Raw genomic sequence first — 17,491 nt, forward strand, 5'->3', positions numbered from 1 at the left:
CTACTGCGGTTCTAGGCGGTGTACCAGGTGTTCGCAGTCGATAGCGGCCGAGAGGGTGGACCAGCTGTCGAGGGGGCTGGACTGGTTCATGCATATGGACTCGGGAACGGCATCGGCCATCAGGTTCTGTTCGCCACATTCACAATCGGGCATTCCTTTGCTGACAAGCCGGATAAGCTGATGAACGCGTTGGGTCATGCCCGGAGCGCTCTGACAGCCGGTGGGTTCTGGAGCGGGATCCCGGAGCCAGGGCGACCGGAGGAGATTCGGAGCCTGCGGCATGATCAGCACCGTCGAGGTCACCTGGAATTGCGACAGCGGCTACCATTTCCACCTGCATTGTCTGCTGCAACTTCAGCACCCCCTAGGGTATTCCGTCTGTATGGGCGATGGAAGAAGAGTCTGAAAGCCGACGATTTCGACTACTCGCTTCAGGGGTTCTCGATGCTGCCGTTGACCAATACCATCGCGATGTCCGACAGAATATCCAGGTGTGTCAACAAGGCGGATGCCGGGCATGCGGCAGCGGAGATGCTCAACGACCAGGGCAAGCTTGGACACGGTGAGTCGGTAGGGTTCTTCGAACTGCTGGCGTACTTGTGCCTTGATGAGAGGGTGGCCAGGTTCTGATTCCCGCTCAGGAAGGGGGAAGATGCCTCATGGGATGCTTCGTGGCTTCATGTGGCCAACAAGGCAACCGGTGAAATTACCTGGAGTAGCGCCATGGGGGGCGACCAGCAGTATTGGCGTGTGCTGCATTCCATCGAGAAGGTCATGAAAGGCCGTCGGGCGCTGAACTACAGTCATCGTTGCAGGAGGGAAGACTCGGTTCTGGATAGCCTGTGGAACAGGCTCCTCGACCATTCGCATGCCGCTGGGCCCAGCGATGAGGACATCACCTGGGATAATGTGGGGAAAAGCAAGCTCGTCTAAGTCATAAGTGCCGAGACATGGCAATCGGAATTCGTCAATGATCCATCCAGGATAATCAGCCTCTTGAAACCATGATTTACACAGACCAGGCGTCAGATTGGTGGCAGCATAATTCAATTGCAGAGACTAGAACCCCACCAGCAGCTATAGCCGCTTATGGCAACCGATCATTTAATATGGGGAGGGAGGAACAGAAGCAGCTCATATCAAAACCTATCACCAAATTCTAACTCAGTTTATTCAGTTATACAGTGTGTTCTAATCCCGATAAACAAGAGAAGAATCCGGATATTCTTTCAAGGAATATCAGAACTCTTGTTCACCTATGAAGTGATTACCATCCCAATGGCCAGTAGCATTAGAACCGTCAGTTGTACCTGTCCAAGTAGGATGACCGCCTCCATTAGAAGGTGCAGGAGCAGAACCGCCACCAGAGGGAGAGCGATAACCACTACCACCGCCAGAAGGTGCACGGTAACCAGAACCACCACTGTAGGAAGAACCACCACTTGTAGCAGCAGCGCTCGCAGCCCGGGCTTGTGCAGCGGCAGCTGCATCAGCAGCATCCTGAGCGGCTTTAGCATTAACAGCATTGTTTACAGCCTGAGTTTTAGTGTCAAGGGTGGTCTTGGCATCAGTGAAGGTCTTAAGAACCGATTTCCTGTCCTCAAGGGTCTTCTTGGCCAAGTCAAGGGTCTTGGTCAGTTCATCACGGGAGTGGTCCCCATCGGGCACCTTGCCGTTGGAATCAGCGAGGATCTTGTCTGCATTACCGATAGCGTCGGAGAGCTGCTTGTGGGCCTTAGAAGTGTTCACGGCGAGCACCCTGGCCTTGATGGTCCTGACTTCTGCCTTCATTCTCGAGATCTGTGAGACCAGGTTTTCGGTCGCCTTCTTCAGCTCCCCGGTGGATGCATCCCCCGTTAGGCCGGTTTTAACACTGGTCTTTCTGCTCGATGCGGGTTTGGTGGTTTTCACGTCCCTGGACATGGCCAGGACCGTCTTAGCGTCGCTGACCTCTTCCTCTTTGACGGCAGAAGCGGACTTCACTTCGTCGGAGTCCAGGTATGAGCGGTATCGGCTCTCCTGGCTTGCATAGTCCCTAACCGCCGCCCGGTATGAGATGAGGGCTTGATCGTGTTCCCGGACCGTGTGGTTATGCCACCACAGTCCCCCGCCGCAGATGACGGCTACCGCCAGCACCAGGACCGCCACGATGACTGCAGGCCTGCGTCTCGAGGTGCCCCCGTTCCCATTTTCCTTCACAGTCGCCCTTCTCTCTCCACCGACGGCCGTCCCCTGTTAACGGCCCGTCCTTGCCGTTTCAAACTTAGTGTGCCATGTACTGGATGCCGCGGCATTTTTATTATGTCATGCACACGTGTCCACGCAGACATGACATTCCTTTTGCTTGCTTTTTACTTTATCTGAAACTGAAACATATCAATGGCAGAAACTTCGAGTTGAAGTCGTTCATGTTGAGTCATTAAGTCCCAGGTTTGTTCAGTAATAGGTTACGAAATAAGTTACGATTTGATCTTCATTGATGAGAACCGTTGCAATTACAAGTAAAATTGTGAATGTACGGAGCCCGGCTAGCTCCACAGTTAGGGGTTCTAGGACGTTGATGAGAGACTCTTTTTACGAGGTTTTAAACGAAACATGACTCTTGCTCTCATTCATTCAGCTTCATTCAGCGCTGTACAATTTCCCCAATTAGGTGTGGATACCTTAGGCTTAAGTTAAATAATGTTAAAGTTACCCAACGGCACAGAGAGATCTACAACCCCGTTATTACAATATCTTAAGCAATAAAACTTCCGGGCTTCTAAATAAGATCACCTTAATAGAGGCACTCATCTCATGCTTCATGTACCGCTATGTCTAATCTTCTATGAATCATTGAGACCAATGTGAGCACCCCCAACAGTTCGTTTTTGATTATGACACGCGTAAATCGCGGGTCATGCGCAGTAGGATTTCTGTAGAGGCTAGAAAGACCCTTCACCAGATTAGCGAATCCGGATTGTTCATCACGTTCCGTCTGGGTGTTCAGCGAGTTTATTGCCAGTTTTGGATGGTGACTTTTCCCCAGTGAAAGAGTGGCATCCACGAGAACTGCACCATCTCCTTGTTCACCTGATATTTTCCGAAGTCGGTCAAAGACGCTTTTAACCGCTTTCAGACAGGCGTGGAAGTTATCGAGTTTGAGTACTTCAAGCGAACAATAGCGCAGAACTTCAGGGTGTGTCTTGCGACGATTGAGTTCATCTCTTATCGATGTAGCAGCTCGCGTGGCTTCGTCCAAAGTCTGCGCCAAAGCACCTTTCGCGACCTGACCTTTCTCATTAATATGCAAACCTACGAAAGTGAGACGCTCATTAAGCCGATCGCGTCTGAGAGAGCAGCCCAGGGCAGTCCCTATAATTTACTGGTTCCATGGTACACACGATGAACGTGATGATTCTTGCAGGATTATAGTCCTTATTCTGCCGTACTACGAAGGCCTCTGTAAGGCGATCTCGTTTTGTCGCTGAAGGTATGGGGTCCACCATATGCAAACGAGCAAGAAGATCGCCGATTTCTCTATTCTTCAACCCTGTATTGGTATCTGCTAAAACCGCCGCCACATTCTTGAGCACCCCATAGGGCCACAGAGATAGTCGTTCTGAAATCATTATTACCACCTCAGGGGCCAAAATGAGGGTTTGTCCTGTCCATTAATCGGAGGTAAAGAGTCAACGATCTTCATAGTCTCGATAGAAACAGTGACAGCCTATTCGAGCAGATCAATGATATATCTGGGGCTATCGCTCTCTCGCACCCAATCGTTAGGATCATCGATAATTCCACTGGCTCTATCGGTTTTCACTCGCTACTGAACAGTGACCCAATAAAACTATAGCGACGATTAACTCAAAAAACCGCAAAGACAGCCCAGTCAATCCACTAGCTATCCCATCTGCGCTATTCTTGCTGCTTTCTTATAGCATCAGCTTTGTCAGTAACCTGCTTTCGCTCAGACTCACTTTCATAGGTGGCATGAACTACATCTTTAAGAAGCCTGATAACCGCCTTGGCATCCTCTTCGGTTATGTCCGCAGTAATATTGTGAGTAGAACTGTCACCCAAGCATTTTATAGCCTTCACATTTTCAGTCGCGAGATTCGGTATGACTCCTTTCTTCTCTGCTATATCTATTTTCTCCTTCAGCCCTTTATCTCTCCGCCCCCTATTTGTAGTATGAAATTGATCGTCACCAATTAACCCATTAATTATATTTTCTAGAACACTGCGAGCCATAATTACTGTGGCTTTATAGGCCTTGCACGAAAAACAGTCCCAAACCTCATCGTATGCAGCCTCAAGTTGCTTGTCTTCTATTACGCCACAATCGTGAGGAGTAAAGATAAAAAGATCAGCCTTATCTCCAACGCTCCCTTTTTGTGGATGGTTGTATTCCCGCCGTTCCACTGTCGGATAACCGCAGCGATTACACACATAAACAAAGCAAATATAATCTGCATTGTTTCTCAAGCCTCCGCTCGGATAAGCAGAGTGCCATCTGTCATTGCCGTCATTCCCCGTCAACCGATCTTCTTGACCTTTACTGACGGCAATAGTCATGGCCTCTATATCGTCACAATGCCAACAATACTGCTTATGTGCACTACGATTCTTCATCCCCATTAGCTATCCAACCCCTTACTACATCTAGTTAGGTTCCGCGCTTAATTCTAAAATAGTACTATTAAACATAGCCACAATCAAAAATGTTGATTTAGCAACGTTCTCAATACTTCGCCTTTACACCCTCTTGGGCTGCTTTAGCTGGTATTGCATCATTCACACTCTTGGCCTTGGCATCAGAAAACAATAAGAACTGACTTCTTGTTATTCAGGACATTTTTAGCAGAGTCCAAACCTTGAGTCAGGTCATTGCGCGTCTAGTCCTCATCGGGCATTTTGCCGTCGGAGTCAGTCGAGGCCTTATTCCCTTCCCCGGTGTAACATCAGAAAGTTGCTTATGCGCCTTGGAAGTGGTGACAGCTAGCACATAAGCCTTCAGAGCCTTCAGCCTCGATTCCATCTCCGAAGTCTGTGAGTTTAGAGTTTCAATCGCTTTTTTCAACTCGCTGGTGGACGCACACCAGTCAAACCCGTTTTCGCAACAGTAGTCCTGCTGGAGGCCGGCTTGACAATCTGCACTATCCAGACAATTGCCTTGATAGTTTTGGCATAGCTGTCCTGGTCAATCCGTAACCGCTGAGGCGGACTTCACCTCGTCAGATGCCATATATTTGACTCGCCTTCCTCAACCTTGTAGATTTTAGCCGCTGCCCTGTAGTAGGCAGAAGCCCGATCGTGCTCCTGCACAGTATTACGATGCCACCACAGACTCCACTACAGATGACTGCAACACCTCACCACCAGACCTCTACAATGCTGAGCTTGCGCTTCGAAGTGCTGCCTTTACTATTCTCGATTTTTCCCACGGTTTACTCTCCGCCTTCCCTAAACCTGAGCCGTCTCAGCAGGAGTACTTTCATCTAACTAAGGTTTGTTCCCCGAATAGCGCTAAGCCTAACGCGGGCTTCTCTGATTTCACCTACTGGAAGCTTGAACGCAAGGAATCGAATCCCGATGCACTCACAACCCCAGACTACGTGGCATCCTCGCCGTCGTCCGGGCCCTCAACATCGAACTGGCCGATCCGCTGCACATTACACACCCCAGTCCTCCGCCGCCGATAACCGCTGACTTATCAGAGCAGTCCACAAGCCCCCTCACCAATCAACCCCGTGTTGTAAACAGCACAATCCGAATGACCTTAGTAATAACCGCCACCAACACAAATACGACCGCTTGCAGATTAAAATACAGTTAGTTTCATTGCCGCTACATGTATGCTAATGCAGCATTAGACACCTGACTTGATGATTCACTGCAACTATTCCGCCCGATTAAAAAAGTTTGACGTACATAAAAAATCTGTTCTTTTATACGACAGCATGCTAGCTAATTGCACGATTTCAACTAAGACCCAATCAATTTCTTACTCACAGTTGTGGTCATGGGGAGAATAAAACTATCACGGGGAAAGCGACAAAGCAGCGCAAGCTACATGACGACTGCAGTAAAAGTAGTTTCTACCTGCGGTAAGCCATACCTGTTTGATTATCATTTTTAACCGACCAATGATCAGGTGTACCTTATTTAAGGTATCTCTATTAACAGACTCAATAAGTCTAGCGGGTGATAGCTGTGATTAATTGGCTCAATGCTAATTCAGAATGGATTCAAGGACTTGGTTCCATATTAGCAGTGCTTGTTTCAATTATTGTCAGCTATATAACATGCCTTCAAAACAATAAACAACTCGCTAAGGCGGAAGAAGAGCTCGTCCAAAGTAAGTCCCAAACCGAAAGGGAATCGGCCAAGAAAGTAAGTGCCTGGTATGCGGGAGGCGCAGACAAAAAGAACGCAAACCGGAAAGGTATGATCATAAGTAACTTATCGGACACACCGATATATAATGCATTTTTTACACTATCAAGCGGTGGGCAAACGAAAAGCATCGCACTACTTCCTCCCGGCATGTGGTTCTTCGAAAAGCGAGAAGAAGAAACCCATCTCGGTACAGATAAATGGAAAGAGCCGGTGCAACTAGTCAAAGATCTTGAAAGCTCAACCGGATATTGCTTCTGGGAGGCAGACGGAGCCAAGATTCCAGTCAAAACAATAGTGAAGTTTTCTGAATCTGATGTAACCCTCAGCTTCAGAGATAACAATGGGCGTAATTGGAAGAACGAAAACGGCGATCTTAAGCCCGTAATATAAGAAAGGGCACAATCGTTTAATACATATGGAGCGACTAATGGCAGATAAAATGCTCGCTAAACGCGTAGGTAGAAGCTATATTTACGATCTGGGGTCGGCATCAAAAGATCAATATTGTCTGGTTGATAGCGCACCTTTCAAAAAAACGGTTGCCGACTCCAAACAAATGGGACTTTTCATCTATTGCGATCGTTCTTATGTATGCATCGGATCACAGGGCAAATCAGCCAATGACACGGGGAACCGACGGCTTCAAGAGATAATCGCAGGAAAGAAATTCAATCAGGCCTGCCGGTTATTACTAGTTACCGGAAAAGCAATTACGAAAGACTCGATCTCATTTATCGAATCTACTCTGGTCAATGAACTTAAGAAAGCTGATTGGGCACGATCGAATACAAATAAAAAACTCGACATCGTTGACAATATACCTACGCCCCAGCATTCCATATCCATGTTTGAACATTTTCTCACTTTGATATCGAACCTTTACAGGAGCGGTCACAAGGGCAAAAAGAAAAGTTCCGACGATACGTATAACTTTCCTGACGAGACTCCAGAAATCTTGAGTTCAATATGGGATGTTCTTCATGAAGTCGGATGCTCCAATAAAACTATACCAGATAGCATTCGGGATTTATTGATTAGCAAGTACTCTCCTAGGCTCAGCCTAGACTCGACGCAACAGAATATTTTAAATAGCATTGTTGAGACTCCAGACGATAATCATATTATTCTTGGCGGTGCCGGAACAGGAAAAACCCTGCTTCTTTTTAAAATTGCGGCTGAGCTTGACAAACGTGCACAAGCAGTAATCGATAGAGACGATCCTGCCAATGGACAAATTGCTCTCATACTTCAAAGTAACTTTAAAGATGAAGGCAAAGATATTGAAGAGCAATATCATATGGGCAATGTTGGAATATATACTATAGGCTCCTTTACCTCAGATGCTGTTAAAGTACTAGCGGATCCTACCAAAGAAGTTCGTTACAGCACCATTCTTGTAGATGAAGGGCACGGGCTTCCTAGTTTCAAAAAAGGCAGGTTGCCCAAAACCAATAACGGTTTCCGTGCTCAATGGTACAGATCATATACAGTCAAAGACCGAAATGGCAATGCTGTTGACTTCACTCTTTCCAAATATTTCAATGGTGAATTACCCGGAAAATTGAAATATAGCGGTAAACCAGTTAAAGACTTTATTGATTTCTTCCATTATCTCAAAGCACAGGGCAGAATCAGAAATGTCGTGATTTGCTATGACCCCGACCAATGGATCTATAGCGGTGCCATCGGTCGAGATTCGGATTTCCGATTCTCTGGCGATGAGTGCAACTATCATGGCATACAATTCATTCCTCACCGTCTGGAGCACCAGTACAGAATTAGCCCAGAGGGCCAGAATTCGGATTCAGGCTCTGATTTTGTCAAAGGAATTCGATATTTTCTACAGCTCGATACAGACAACGACTTCAATCGCGAAGTGTTCAAACAAAAATCGAAAAGAGCAAAAGACGAAAACACTGATCCCTATTTCGGCATTGTCAACTCGATACAGGAACTATTCGATTATGTTGACGAGAAAAAGAAACAGCACCCTGGATCGCACAATCGAGTAGTAGCGAGTTATGCAGTTGATTGGGACCGGGACAAACCTGGTCAAAAGGTCTGGTTCGATACCGATGAATCTGGCCATATACTCAACAGTTGGGCCTGGAACGATAGACAGAAAGATTTTGTATACGAAGAATCCTCTGAAGAGGAGCATAGGCACCAGGTCGGATCCATATTTGCGGCTCAGGGACAGGATCTCGACTATGCGGGGGTAATAGTTGCACGGGATATTGGCTATGACGGACAGCATGTACATGGAATACCTGAAAACTATCGACACACGGCAGGCATCATCCCTCAATCCGAAAAGGATCAGTACGGCGTCGCACATTACAAGCAAGCTTTTGATCAACAAATACGTGGAATCTACTACGTCCTGCTAACCCGCGGCATTCATGGCGTTAGGGTCTTTTTCCAAGACAAGGCTCTCGAACAGCATTTCAAGGATATTATGGGCATTAATTAAGCAATTACCAGCAGCACCTATGAGCTTTGGAGCCTATAGGGCTAGGCTCCAAAGCTCATAGGTGCTGCCGACATGACTGCAAGCCAGGACCAAGGACGGTATCAACTTCGGCTTTAATGAATCAATTTGTCCTTATCGCAAAACTAGTCACAACGTTAAACGGCCTTTGCCAAACCTTGATCCGACGAGGAAGCCCACGGATCGAATTGTCTGCCTTTTTGATTAACTGGCATGGTTCTGATTCGGCACCGGCACTTATGCTTCTTTCGCTCACGCAAATGAACCATACGGAGACTAGTCTGCCCTCTTCTAACATCAGCAGATGGTTAACCCTAATCCAGACTGAGGAACAACGGGTGTCGATTAGGTAGGTACGGTCGCCTTTCCGTTCAATCAGCATGGTCAGAAAACGTCCCTCCAAATGAACATCCATTCGCGAGACTTGATGTAAGATCCAAACCCTCCAAAACAGAGATCTGCCCTTCATGATTACCCCGGGTCATTCCTGCCCGAGCGTAAGAAAGAAACCGTCTTAGCCTTCTCTTCAGTGAATTGCTTTGGCTGGATTCGTCCTCACCCACAAGTGGCTCCTTGTCTAAGAGCCATTTGGCTGGCGCCCTCCATCGTGTCAGGTTGCGCACCAAGCTACTGCTAGATTGAATTATCAACAGCACAGACTCAACCCGAAGTGCTGAGCAGACATCCCTGGATTGGTTGGCGGTCGTAAGGCAGCCTCCCGGCATATGAAAGCGTGCGGGGGTGTGGCAGCTTTCAGGTAAACCAGAATCGACTGGACTGGACATGTGGCCTAAACGCGGGAAACCGCCTTCTGCACTGAGATCGGCAACGCCTGGCAAGTGCGTGTTCTACACAAGCGTACCTATAACTTGCACGTAAGCAGTGGCGTTCAACAAAGCCGGTCTGTCACGCAATCAATGTTATATTCCGCTTTACTGTATGGGCCGGGCAGAGATGCCTAGACCTTTCGCATTCACAAAAGAGAGCAGCCCGTCCTGTGAGGCGGGCTGCCTGGACATCATCGTTTCCTGTGCCACACGTCATACAGGACTGCACACACCAGCATGACCAAACACATCAGCCAAGCAGCGCCGGAGTCCATCCTGCCTGCGAGCGCCGGAACGCCCACGAGAGCAGCAGCCATGAAGTACGATCCGCGACCGTCCTTGTTTGGATTACCATTAGGCATCCAAACCACCTCGGTATTTTTCATCGGACGCGCCAGCCCGGATGGGCAGACGGGCCGCCTCAGCTGCACCACCAGCGAGACAGCTATATCATTTTACCGCACAGAGAGTTGCCGTCAGACACCAACGCCGGTAAAATGATAACCGTCAGGAGATGGCAGCATCACCCAGCAGAAGACAAAGGATGATAGGGATATATCAATTCTTTAGTTTGCTGGTGTCATCACTGATTGGGCCGTTTGGGGTCCATTCATAGGACGAAGGCCGGCAGCCATTGTGCTGTCGGCCTTTTCTTATGCTAATAAGCTATCTGGATGACCCTGCTCAGCCAATATCTCTGCCCATTAGTTCTAATACGGATAGACATATAAAGAACCCAATTCTTCATATAAAAAGCAACAGAACTTAGTGTCAACATACAAATTGTTGCCTTCCCAATGAGCAGTACTGGAGTGCCGTCTGTAGTGCCATTCCAGGTGGAATGACCGCCGTTATGGGAAGGTGCTCGATAACGGTTGCTCCCTCAGCGTGTAGGAGTGCTGTAGCCGCCTCCAGCGTTCGAGCAGCCTGGGCATCGGTCTGGGTTTTGGCTGAGACTGCATCATTAACAGCCTTGACCTTGACATCCAAATTGGCTTTGGCATCAGAAAAGCCTTGAGAACCGACTTCCTGTCCTGAAGGGTTTTCTTAACCGATTCCAAGGCCTTGGTCAGGGAATTCCGCTTCTGGTCACCTTCTGGTACTTTGCCGTCGAAGTCAGCCAGAACCTTATCCTCATTCCCGACCGCATCAGAAAGTTGCTTATGTGCCTTGGAAGTGATGACAACAAGCACATCGGACTTGAGGATTTTCAATTTCGATTTCACCTCCGAGGTCTAAGCGTTCAGAATATCGGTAGCTTTCTTTAACTCGCCAGTGGATGCATCCCCGGTCAAGTCCGTCTTTACACCTGCCGACCCGCTGGAGGCCAGCTTGACGGTCTGCACGCTCTTGGCCATGGCCTGGACTGTCTTGACGTCGCCGACCTAATCATCCATAACCGCTGGGGCAGACTTCACCTCGTCGGACGTCAGGTATTTGTCGTATTTGCTCTCCTGAGCCTTATAGATTTTGACCGCTGCCCTGTTCTAGGGAGCAAAGGCCTGATCGTGCTCCTGTACAGCATTTCGATGCCACCACAGACTCCCGCCACAGGTGCCAGCAACCACCAGCACCAAGGCCGCTGCAATCCTAAGTCTACGCTTTGAGCTACCACTTTTACTGTTCTCAGCTTTCTGCACTATTGCCTTTCCCATGAATCCAAAGCCAATGTCGGCAGGGACCCCTTCATCCGGCTCAAGTAGAACCGACCTTACATCGATGCTCCGCTGAGCTCGATATGTCACGTATGCATGACCATGCAAGCCTATCTGCATTGAACTTATAGACAAAGCTGATTCGGCCTGGAAGAACTATGCCCGAGAACTCGACATCGACATCGCCGGGGTTCGCACCGCCAAAGGGTACTTCAAAGACAGGGTCGTGGCCGACGTAGGCCTCTCACGCTTTACCCACTGGAAACTTGAACGCAGAGAATCGAACCCTTACACCCCTGCCAACCCCAGACTGTGCAACATCCTCGCCGTCGCCCAGGCGCTCGATGTCGAACTGGCCGATCTGCTGCCCAAGCACATCCCCGACCTCCGCCGCTGATAACCTCAGACATACCATGAACGGCTCATAGAATTTGGCATTGATCAGTAATAGGCTATACAACTCATAGTTTTACTAATCAGAATGGTCCGTTCTAGTTGCAAATATCTTGCATGGTAAATGCAGATAAGTGTTGAGGTCATTTTTTGAGTAGCTGTTCGATGCCCAGAAGCACATACTATTAGCCCTTGCTAGCTCTTGTGAAACAACTCATGCTTGGACTCCTGCAAAACTAGAACCGAACACTAAAAGTTGCTAATCCTTTGAATCTACGACGTTACTGACTGGTTGTGCCAAAGTCTTAAGATCTTCCCACGAGTCCGCTTGAGCAATATCCTGTTCGTACGCAATCAAATAGCCCCAGTGCTGGTTTGCATAAGCTTCCTCAGCAACAAGACGACGCACTAATGTCTCAGCAGCCCTGCGCTTAGCCTGAACCTTGGCATCATCGCGACCTCGCTCGTCCTTGCCTTCAATTATCCAATACACATCACTGGTGTCTTGGGCTACGAAGTCAGGAAAGTAGCGATCCTTGGCGTTGTAATACACGAAAGCACGATCCTGAGGATGCAATCGCTGCCACCATTGGATACTTGGCGACGTATTCAGAAGTCGAGCAAGTTGATACTCTCCAGTGAAAGAATCGAATGACTCATCCTCAAACAAAGATTTGAACCAGCCACTGTACACCCGACCACGTATGAACTGCTCGCGAGTCTCAATCTGAGGGTACACGCTCTCACCAAGCGGGAGCATATAGCCTTCACCGGGCATCTGTTTGGGATGGATACTTGGTACCTCTCGTGTTTCGCGTAGGGTCTTAGATATGTAGGCTTGCACGAGTTTAAGCAGCTCATACCTCGCAGAGCCCAGAGATTTAACCGTCCAACCAGTGAAGGTGACTTCATTCATAAACTCAGGCACCAGGAATTTACTCACATAGCGAGCGGTGCGCTCAGTCTTAGGCACCAGCGACATGTTCATTACCAGCTTGACCAGTGCATGGCACGCCTCTTCATCATCGACATGTACTGAGTCGACCTCAGCGCTTTCACGATCTTCGGCTCGAAGTTCCTTTCCTAGAACAGCGACAATCTCTTTGCGAAAGAGTACGTCGCCAGTCGATGTAACACGGCGAGCTGCTTGCTCAACATCGGCATTACTTATCTCAGAAAGCTCAATAGGCGGCTGTTGCACCGTCATCGTGGTCACTGGAAACAGATAAGTCACACTAGCGAACCGCGGATTGCGCATAATCGAAACAGTCTGCCACTCTAGCTTGGAGTCATGTGCTGTATCACCGATCGCTCGGATCCTGACACCAGGCAATCCGTTGCCGCTACCTTCGCTAAGTGGTACTGTGCCCAATCGTGAATCAGAACTATCTATGACATCATCGACAAACTCATGAGAAACTCCAGCCGAAATTAGATTGTTTCCGCTGCTAGGCACAGCATTATCTGAACCTGTTACGCCAGAGATCTCAGCGGCTTTGTGAATCGCCTCTCCAATTTGAGCCTGGTCCGGTTCAGCAACGGCTTCTTCCAACCCGAACTGCTGGAGCACATTCTCGGCAGTGAGCAACTCTTTGAAGGACTGATGTGCAATGATGTCGAGCTGGTCAATTTGCCATACATCCGTGTACTTGCCGAACGGCAAGCGTAGACCTCGCCCCATTGTTTGCTGGGTCAACACCTCCGAAGCCATTGCTCTCAAGGTCACAATGACGGCGATGTTCTTCACATCCCATCCCTCTTTAAGTTTGTTGACGCTTACGACAGCAAGTACAGAGGATTGTGGGCGGTCAAGTTCATCAAGACGACGCTGCGTCAGCTCATCCTCGTGTTTGGAATCCACCTGCAAAACTGCCTCTTTCCTACCGAGGTATTCAGGAGTGCGTAGCAGATCCGCAACTTGAGTGGCATGCTCAACATCAGAGCAGACCACAAATACAACAGCGTTTATATGATTCAGATGATGGCTGTTCGTATATGAGTCATAGTATGTCTGCTTGAAAGCACGCAACTGTAACGCGTCACGCAGCTGCTGCTCTTCAGATGCTTTATCAGTACCGTACCCACCCTTACGAAATGCCAGCACCGGCGCCTTGACGTATTTGTCCGCTATAGCACGGTAAAGCGGATACTCGTAAATGACGTGGTCGGTCTTCTTATCCGCAGAAGCCGTCAAGCCGATCGCTGCCGCCGGATCAAGTTCCTTGAGGGCAGAATTGAACGCAACTGCAGTTGCACCATACAGGTGGGACTCATCAGCAATCACGACAAGATCATCGAGGCTTTTCAGGTAGTCGAATAGCACACCGGCATTCTCATCAAATCTTCGAGGCTTTCGACGTATAGCGTCTTGTGTAGTTCCGTGGGTGCTGCCGTCAGCATCCTTGGGAGCGATCAATTGTTGGATGTTGAAGATAAAAGCCAACATCGGCACTTCATCCCCGAATGTGAGCTGTTTAGGTCCATCCAGCCTGGCCACCCACTCAGAATAGTCCTGTGGAGTCACCACATCAGGAGGGACAGCTGATCCTTTGATATAGCGCGGCGAACCCGGGGTGAAATTCTGCACCGTCTTAGACTGTACTGTTTTGCCCGGAGTCACAATCACGACATTACCGATTCCCTGGCGTCGCAGATACTCCATAAAGGCAGCCATCAAATAAGTTTTACCCACACCCGTAGCGAGATCGAGTACCTGCATCACGGATGGGTCATAATCCCCACTAAGGGTAAAAATTAACTTTTGAAGCGCTTCTTTATTGGGTGCACGCAGATCGAACTCGGAACTGATCTCCTCAAGCATTTCAGAGTCGAAACAAATATTGAGCTTTGTTGTCATCACAAATCACCACCTTTGCAATAACGGAACATATCATCTGGCAAAGCTACCACACGTGAACCTTTTACTACATTACGCAGGTACTGACGCACACCATCCATTACAGCCGTAGCGGCGAGCACGATCGTCTCACCTGAATGAATATGGGGTACTAACAAATCTATAAGCTCAATCGTAGCCACGCCTTCGACAACCTTAAGAAAAGCATTGCCACGACGGGCATCAAACACGTAATCTTCATCGGCACGCAACAGGGTAAACCCGAGATTCGCCGCCACTGACTCAACCAAGGTCCGACCCGCAGCTTCTGGAGTGAGCATAACTCTATCCAAATCTGGATCATAATTGAAACATGCTGGAGACACGTGAGCGACCTGAAATCCGCCGCCGCCGCGCCAGTTGACCACTTCCTTTGCATACTTGGTCTTCGAAGCTGACTTCAACGCTTTGATTCTGGGATCCTTTTTGGCTTCCGAATCACCAGCTGTAAGCTTGTTTAGCACGTTTGTAAATTTCGCTGCGTCCTCTGCGCTAACCCCTTCCGGCAGTTCGACACCATCAGCTGCAATTCGGTTTCCACTTTTACGACTTACTCCACCTTGATCTTTGCCATCTACTACCTTCTCAAGGCGTGCTTTCGTGAACCGATCGAATGTGTCCTTCACCAGCTCGCATGTCACCCACCTTCGACCCATCTTCTGCGCAACAGCAGCAGTAGTACCTGACCCGGCAAAGGCATCCAGAACGATGTCCCCAGGGTTAGAGCCGATATGAATAATTCTTTCGAGCAGTCGTTCCGGTTTAGGAGTAGAAAATGCCGCTAGACCCGGGAATAATGCCTGAATTTCACGCTTTGAAGTATCAGTTGTGCCTACCTCTGATGCCGACCATAGCGTATGTGGAACTAGCCCCTCCTGAACTTCTGAAGCGAACTTCTTCAACCGGGGACCGGCCTTACCATCTGCACCAAACCAAATTCTGTTGTCAGCCTTCAATTCGTTGTACCTAGACTCAGTGAATCTCCAAACTGATCCCGGTGGCGGTTTCAAATGTGCGCCGCCTGGAGTCGTAAGCGTATACCTTTGTGACCGTCGCTCATTTTCTGCCGGATTAAACTGAGCCGTGAACGGTACAGATGTCCACGGACCACGCGGATCCCTGTCAGGATTTGAATAACCCAACAAATTCTCCCTTGGAAGAAGATTGCGGACTTTTGCCCAACAACTACTCTTCTTTGCATAAACAAGAATAAAATCTGTTGAAACAGACATCACAGATCGATTTTCACGAGTTGTTCGTTTTTCCCAAATCACATCGCAGATGAAGTTGCCTGCACCGAAGATCTCATCAAGGAGGACTCGCATCCGATGAACTTCTACATCGTCGAGATGAACCCAGATTGACCCATCAGAACTTAGTAGCTTCCTCATATAGGATAACCTATCCCGCATCATGGTAAGCCACACAGAATGCTCAAGGTTGTCTTCATAATCAGCGAAAGCCTGCGAGGTATTAAATGGCGGGTCAATATAAATAAGTTTTACCTTGCCAACGTACTTCTCGGCTAACTCAGGCACACGAGTAAGAGCTTCGAGGACATCACCGGATTCTCCTAAAATGAGCAGATTGTCATCCTGAGGCTCCCGATCAGCCCGTTTTGAGTATTCAAACTCTGCAGACTTAGGAAGCTGTTCGCCGCGTACAAAATTGTCGTATACCAGAGTATGCGTCTCGCAATAGCGAGGATCGGAAGGGTCGACCCATAAGTAACTGTACTTGCCAGTCTCAGAGGAGATAAGTGCTTTGTCCTTGTTATACCAAGTAAGTTGTAGACGTTGGGCCGTCATTTATTTGGTCTCTCCCTTCAAACCAGTGAGGACAAATTCACATTGCTAGTGATATCGCAGGTAAATGTTTCACAAATTTCAGTAAAAACAGCCTCCATCTCGACCAAGCTGGGCAATGGCGGTATCGATAGACTAGTCATCTTCCATCAATCCTATTTTTGAAAGTCTTTATGCATTCACAATACCCATATTAGCTTACAGGTACTTCCAGTAGTCAAACGATAAGTCATGGTTATTTATTTTCTGCAACACTGTGTATATCATTCCGATATTCGCAGCGGACACATCTTACTCTCAGTAAAATCAACAGCCTCGGCTGCATCGGTGGGGTTGAGGTTTTGACCCTGCTTGTGTTCTACAAGGTGAAGACCATTAATCTTAACTTTCTAAGCAGAGCACAGAAAGAACTATGCATAAACAGTTCCCTACCCCGTTTCTGCCCCCTAAAGTCATGTTCAATAAACCTGATACTGTTACTGCACTGGAAGTAAATCAATTCCCCTAAAGGTACAACGTCTTAAATATAAGATAGTTGAGTATATCATGCGCGCTGTGGAGAATAGCAAAAATTGAGAAGCAGCGTAAAACTGACACTTAAGCCAAGCGTTAAGATGGGCGTCTATATTACCAAACCGGTCCCAGAATCGGCGTCAAAACAGAGCAATAGCGCATGGGCAAGTAGCCTATTTATACCATCTGTAATCCAGATGTCAATAAACAGTCCCGACGTCTGCCTTGCGCCTTGCGATAACCATGATCGTGCCAGTGATCTACTGACTGCCTCTCGGATTCAACGGTATTCTGAAAGCAGTAGTCACGAACTTAAGAGGTGCTACTGGTATCTAGATGCACGCCAGTTCGAGCCGGCATTCATGACCAGTTACGCTCACTATATGATCCTCCCGCATCAATGCAATTCTTAACAAAAGTTCCCTTATAAAGGGACCAGCATATGATTCAGTAACCTGCTTACCACCCCTTACTTGACCCTTTGTTGCAGCAACATCAGTCTACTAATCCCAGATCCGCATGGAGAA

General features: G+C 48.2%; 11 protein-coding genes. 5 read left to right on the forward strand and 6 right to left on the reverse strand.

Annotated elements, in window-relative coordinates:
* The first annotated feature begins 444 nt into the window (after positions 1–444).
* Together QRX40_RS08240 and QRX40_RS08245 are read left to right on the forward strand one after the other, a co-directional pair.
* Complete coding sequence (locus QRX40_RS08240; RefSeq protein ID WP_313837602.1) at positions 445–630, forward strand: hypothetical protein; 186 nt, start codon at positions 445–447, stop codon at positions 628–630.
* A 51-nt stretch (positions 631–681) separates the two neighbouring features.
* Entirely contained in the window at positions 682–933 is a 252-nt protein-coding gene (locus QRX40_RS08245; protein ID WP_313837604.1) for a hypothetical protein, read from the forward strand.
* Between the two features lie 306 nt (positions 934–1,239).
* On the opposite strand, the gene QRX40_RS08250 is transcribed toward QRX40_RS08245, so the two are convergent.
* From QRX40_RS08250 to QRX40_RS08260, 3 genes are all read right to left on the reverse strand, one after another.
* On the reverse strand, positions 1,240–2,148 hold the full coding sequence (locus tag QRX40_RS08250; protein ID WP_313837605.1) for a hypothetical protein: 909 nt from the start codon (positions 2,146–2,148) through the stop codon (positions 1,240–1,242).
* Between the two features lie 646 nt (positions 2,149–2,794).
* Positions 2,795–3,253: a TIGR02391 family protein gene (locus QRX40_RS08255; RefSeq protein WP_313837607.1), complete on the reverse strand. Its 459-nt coding sequence runs from the start codon at positions 3,251–3,253 to the stop codon at positions 2,795–2,797.
* Positions 3,254–3,900: 647 nt separating this feature from the next.
* A complete protein-coding gene (locus QRX40_RS08260; RefSeq protein WP_313837608.1) occupies positions 3,901–4,560 on the reverse strand; it encodes a DUF4145 domain-containing protein in 660 nt (219 codons plus the stop codon).
* A gap of 1,629 nt (positions 4,561–6,189) precedes the next feature.
* Here QRX40_RS08260 and QRX40_RS08265 point away from each other — a divergent pair.
* Both QRX40_RS08265 and QRX40_RS08270 read left to right on the forward strand, forming a co-directional pair.
* The gene (locus tag QRX40_RS08265; protein WP_313837610.1) at positions 6,190–6,774 is read left to right on the forward strand and encodes a hypothetical protein; all 585 of its coding nucleotides are present in this window, start codon (positions 6,190–6,192) and stop codon (positions 6,772–6,774) included.
* A 37-nt stretch (positions 6,775–6,811) separates the two neighbouring features.
* Complete coding sequence (locus tag QRX40_RS08270; protein ID WP_313837612.1) at positions 6,812–8,857, forward strand: DNA/RNA helicase domain-containing protein; 2,046 nt, start codon at positions 6,812–6,814, stop codon at positions 8,855–8,857.
* 1,696 nt (positions 8,858–10,553) lie between these two features.
* Here the strand turns inward: QRX40_RS08270 and QRX40_RS08275 are convergent.
* Entirely contained in the window at positions 10,554–10,916 is a 363-nt protein-coding gene (locus QRX40_RS08275; RefSeq protein ID WP_313837613.1) for a hypothetical protein, read from the reverse strand.
* Between the two features lie 667 nt (positions 10,917–11,583).
* On the opposite strand from QRX40_RS08275, the gene QRX40_RS08280 reads away from it, so the two are divergent.
* Positions 11,584–11,754 (forward strand): hypothetical protein, encoded by a 171-nt coding sequence (locus QRX40_RS08280; RefSeq protein WP_313837615.1) that lies wholly within the window; start codon positions 11,584–11,586, stop codon positions 11,752–11,754.
* Between the two features lie 255 nt (positions 11,755–12,009).
* Here the strand turns inward: QRX40_RS08280 and QRX40_RS08285 are convergent, their stop codons facing one another.
* Positions 12,010–14,607, reverse strand: a complete 2,598-nt coding sequence (locus QRX40_RS08285; RefSeq protein ID WP_313837664.1) for a DEAD/DEAH box helicase family protein — start codon at positions 14,605–14,607, stop codon at positions 12,010–12,012.
* Positions 14,607–16,454 (reverse strand): site-specific DNA-methyltransferase, encoded by a 1,848-nt coding sequence (locus QRX40_RS08290; RefSeq protein ID WP_313837617.1) that lies wholly within the window; start codon positions 16,452–16,454, stop codon positions 14,607–14,609. The genes QRX40_RS08285 and QRX40_RS08290 overlap by 1 nt, the downstream gene beginning before the upstream one ends.
* Positions 16,455–17,491: the final 1,037 nt, after the last annotated feature.

The organism is Bifidobacterium sp. H6bp9 (assembly GCF_032193695.1).
Taxonomy (GTDB): Bacteria; Actinomycetota; Actinomycetes; order Actinomycetales; family Bifidobacteriaceae; genus Bombiscardovia; species Bombiscardovia kimbladii.

Bases quoted from the DNA above. Each gene is read 5' to 3' on its own strand.
- QRX40_RS08240 (WP_313837602.1), top strand. From the start codon at position 445: ATGCTGCCGTTGACCAATACCATCGCGATGTCCGACAGAATATCCAGG.
- QRX40_RS08260 (WP_313837608.1), bottom strand. From the start codon at position 4,560: ATGACTATTGCCGTCAGTAAAGGTCAAGAAGATCGGTTGACGGGGAAT.
- QRX40_RS08270 (WP_313837612.1), top strand. From the start codon at position 6,812: ATGGCAGATAAAATGCTCGCTAAACGCGTAGGTAGAAGCTATATTTAC.
- QRX40_RS08285 (WP_313837664.1), bottom strand. From the start codon at position 14,607: ATGACAACAAAGCTCAATATTTGTTTCGACTCTGAAATGCTTGAGGAG.
- QRX40_RS08290 (WP_313837617.1), bottom strand. From the start codon at position 16,454: ATGACGGCCCAACGTCTACAACTTACTTGGTATAACAAGGACAAAGCA.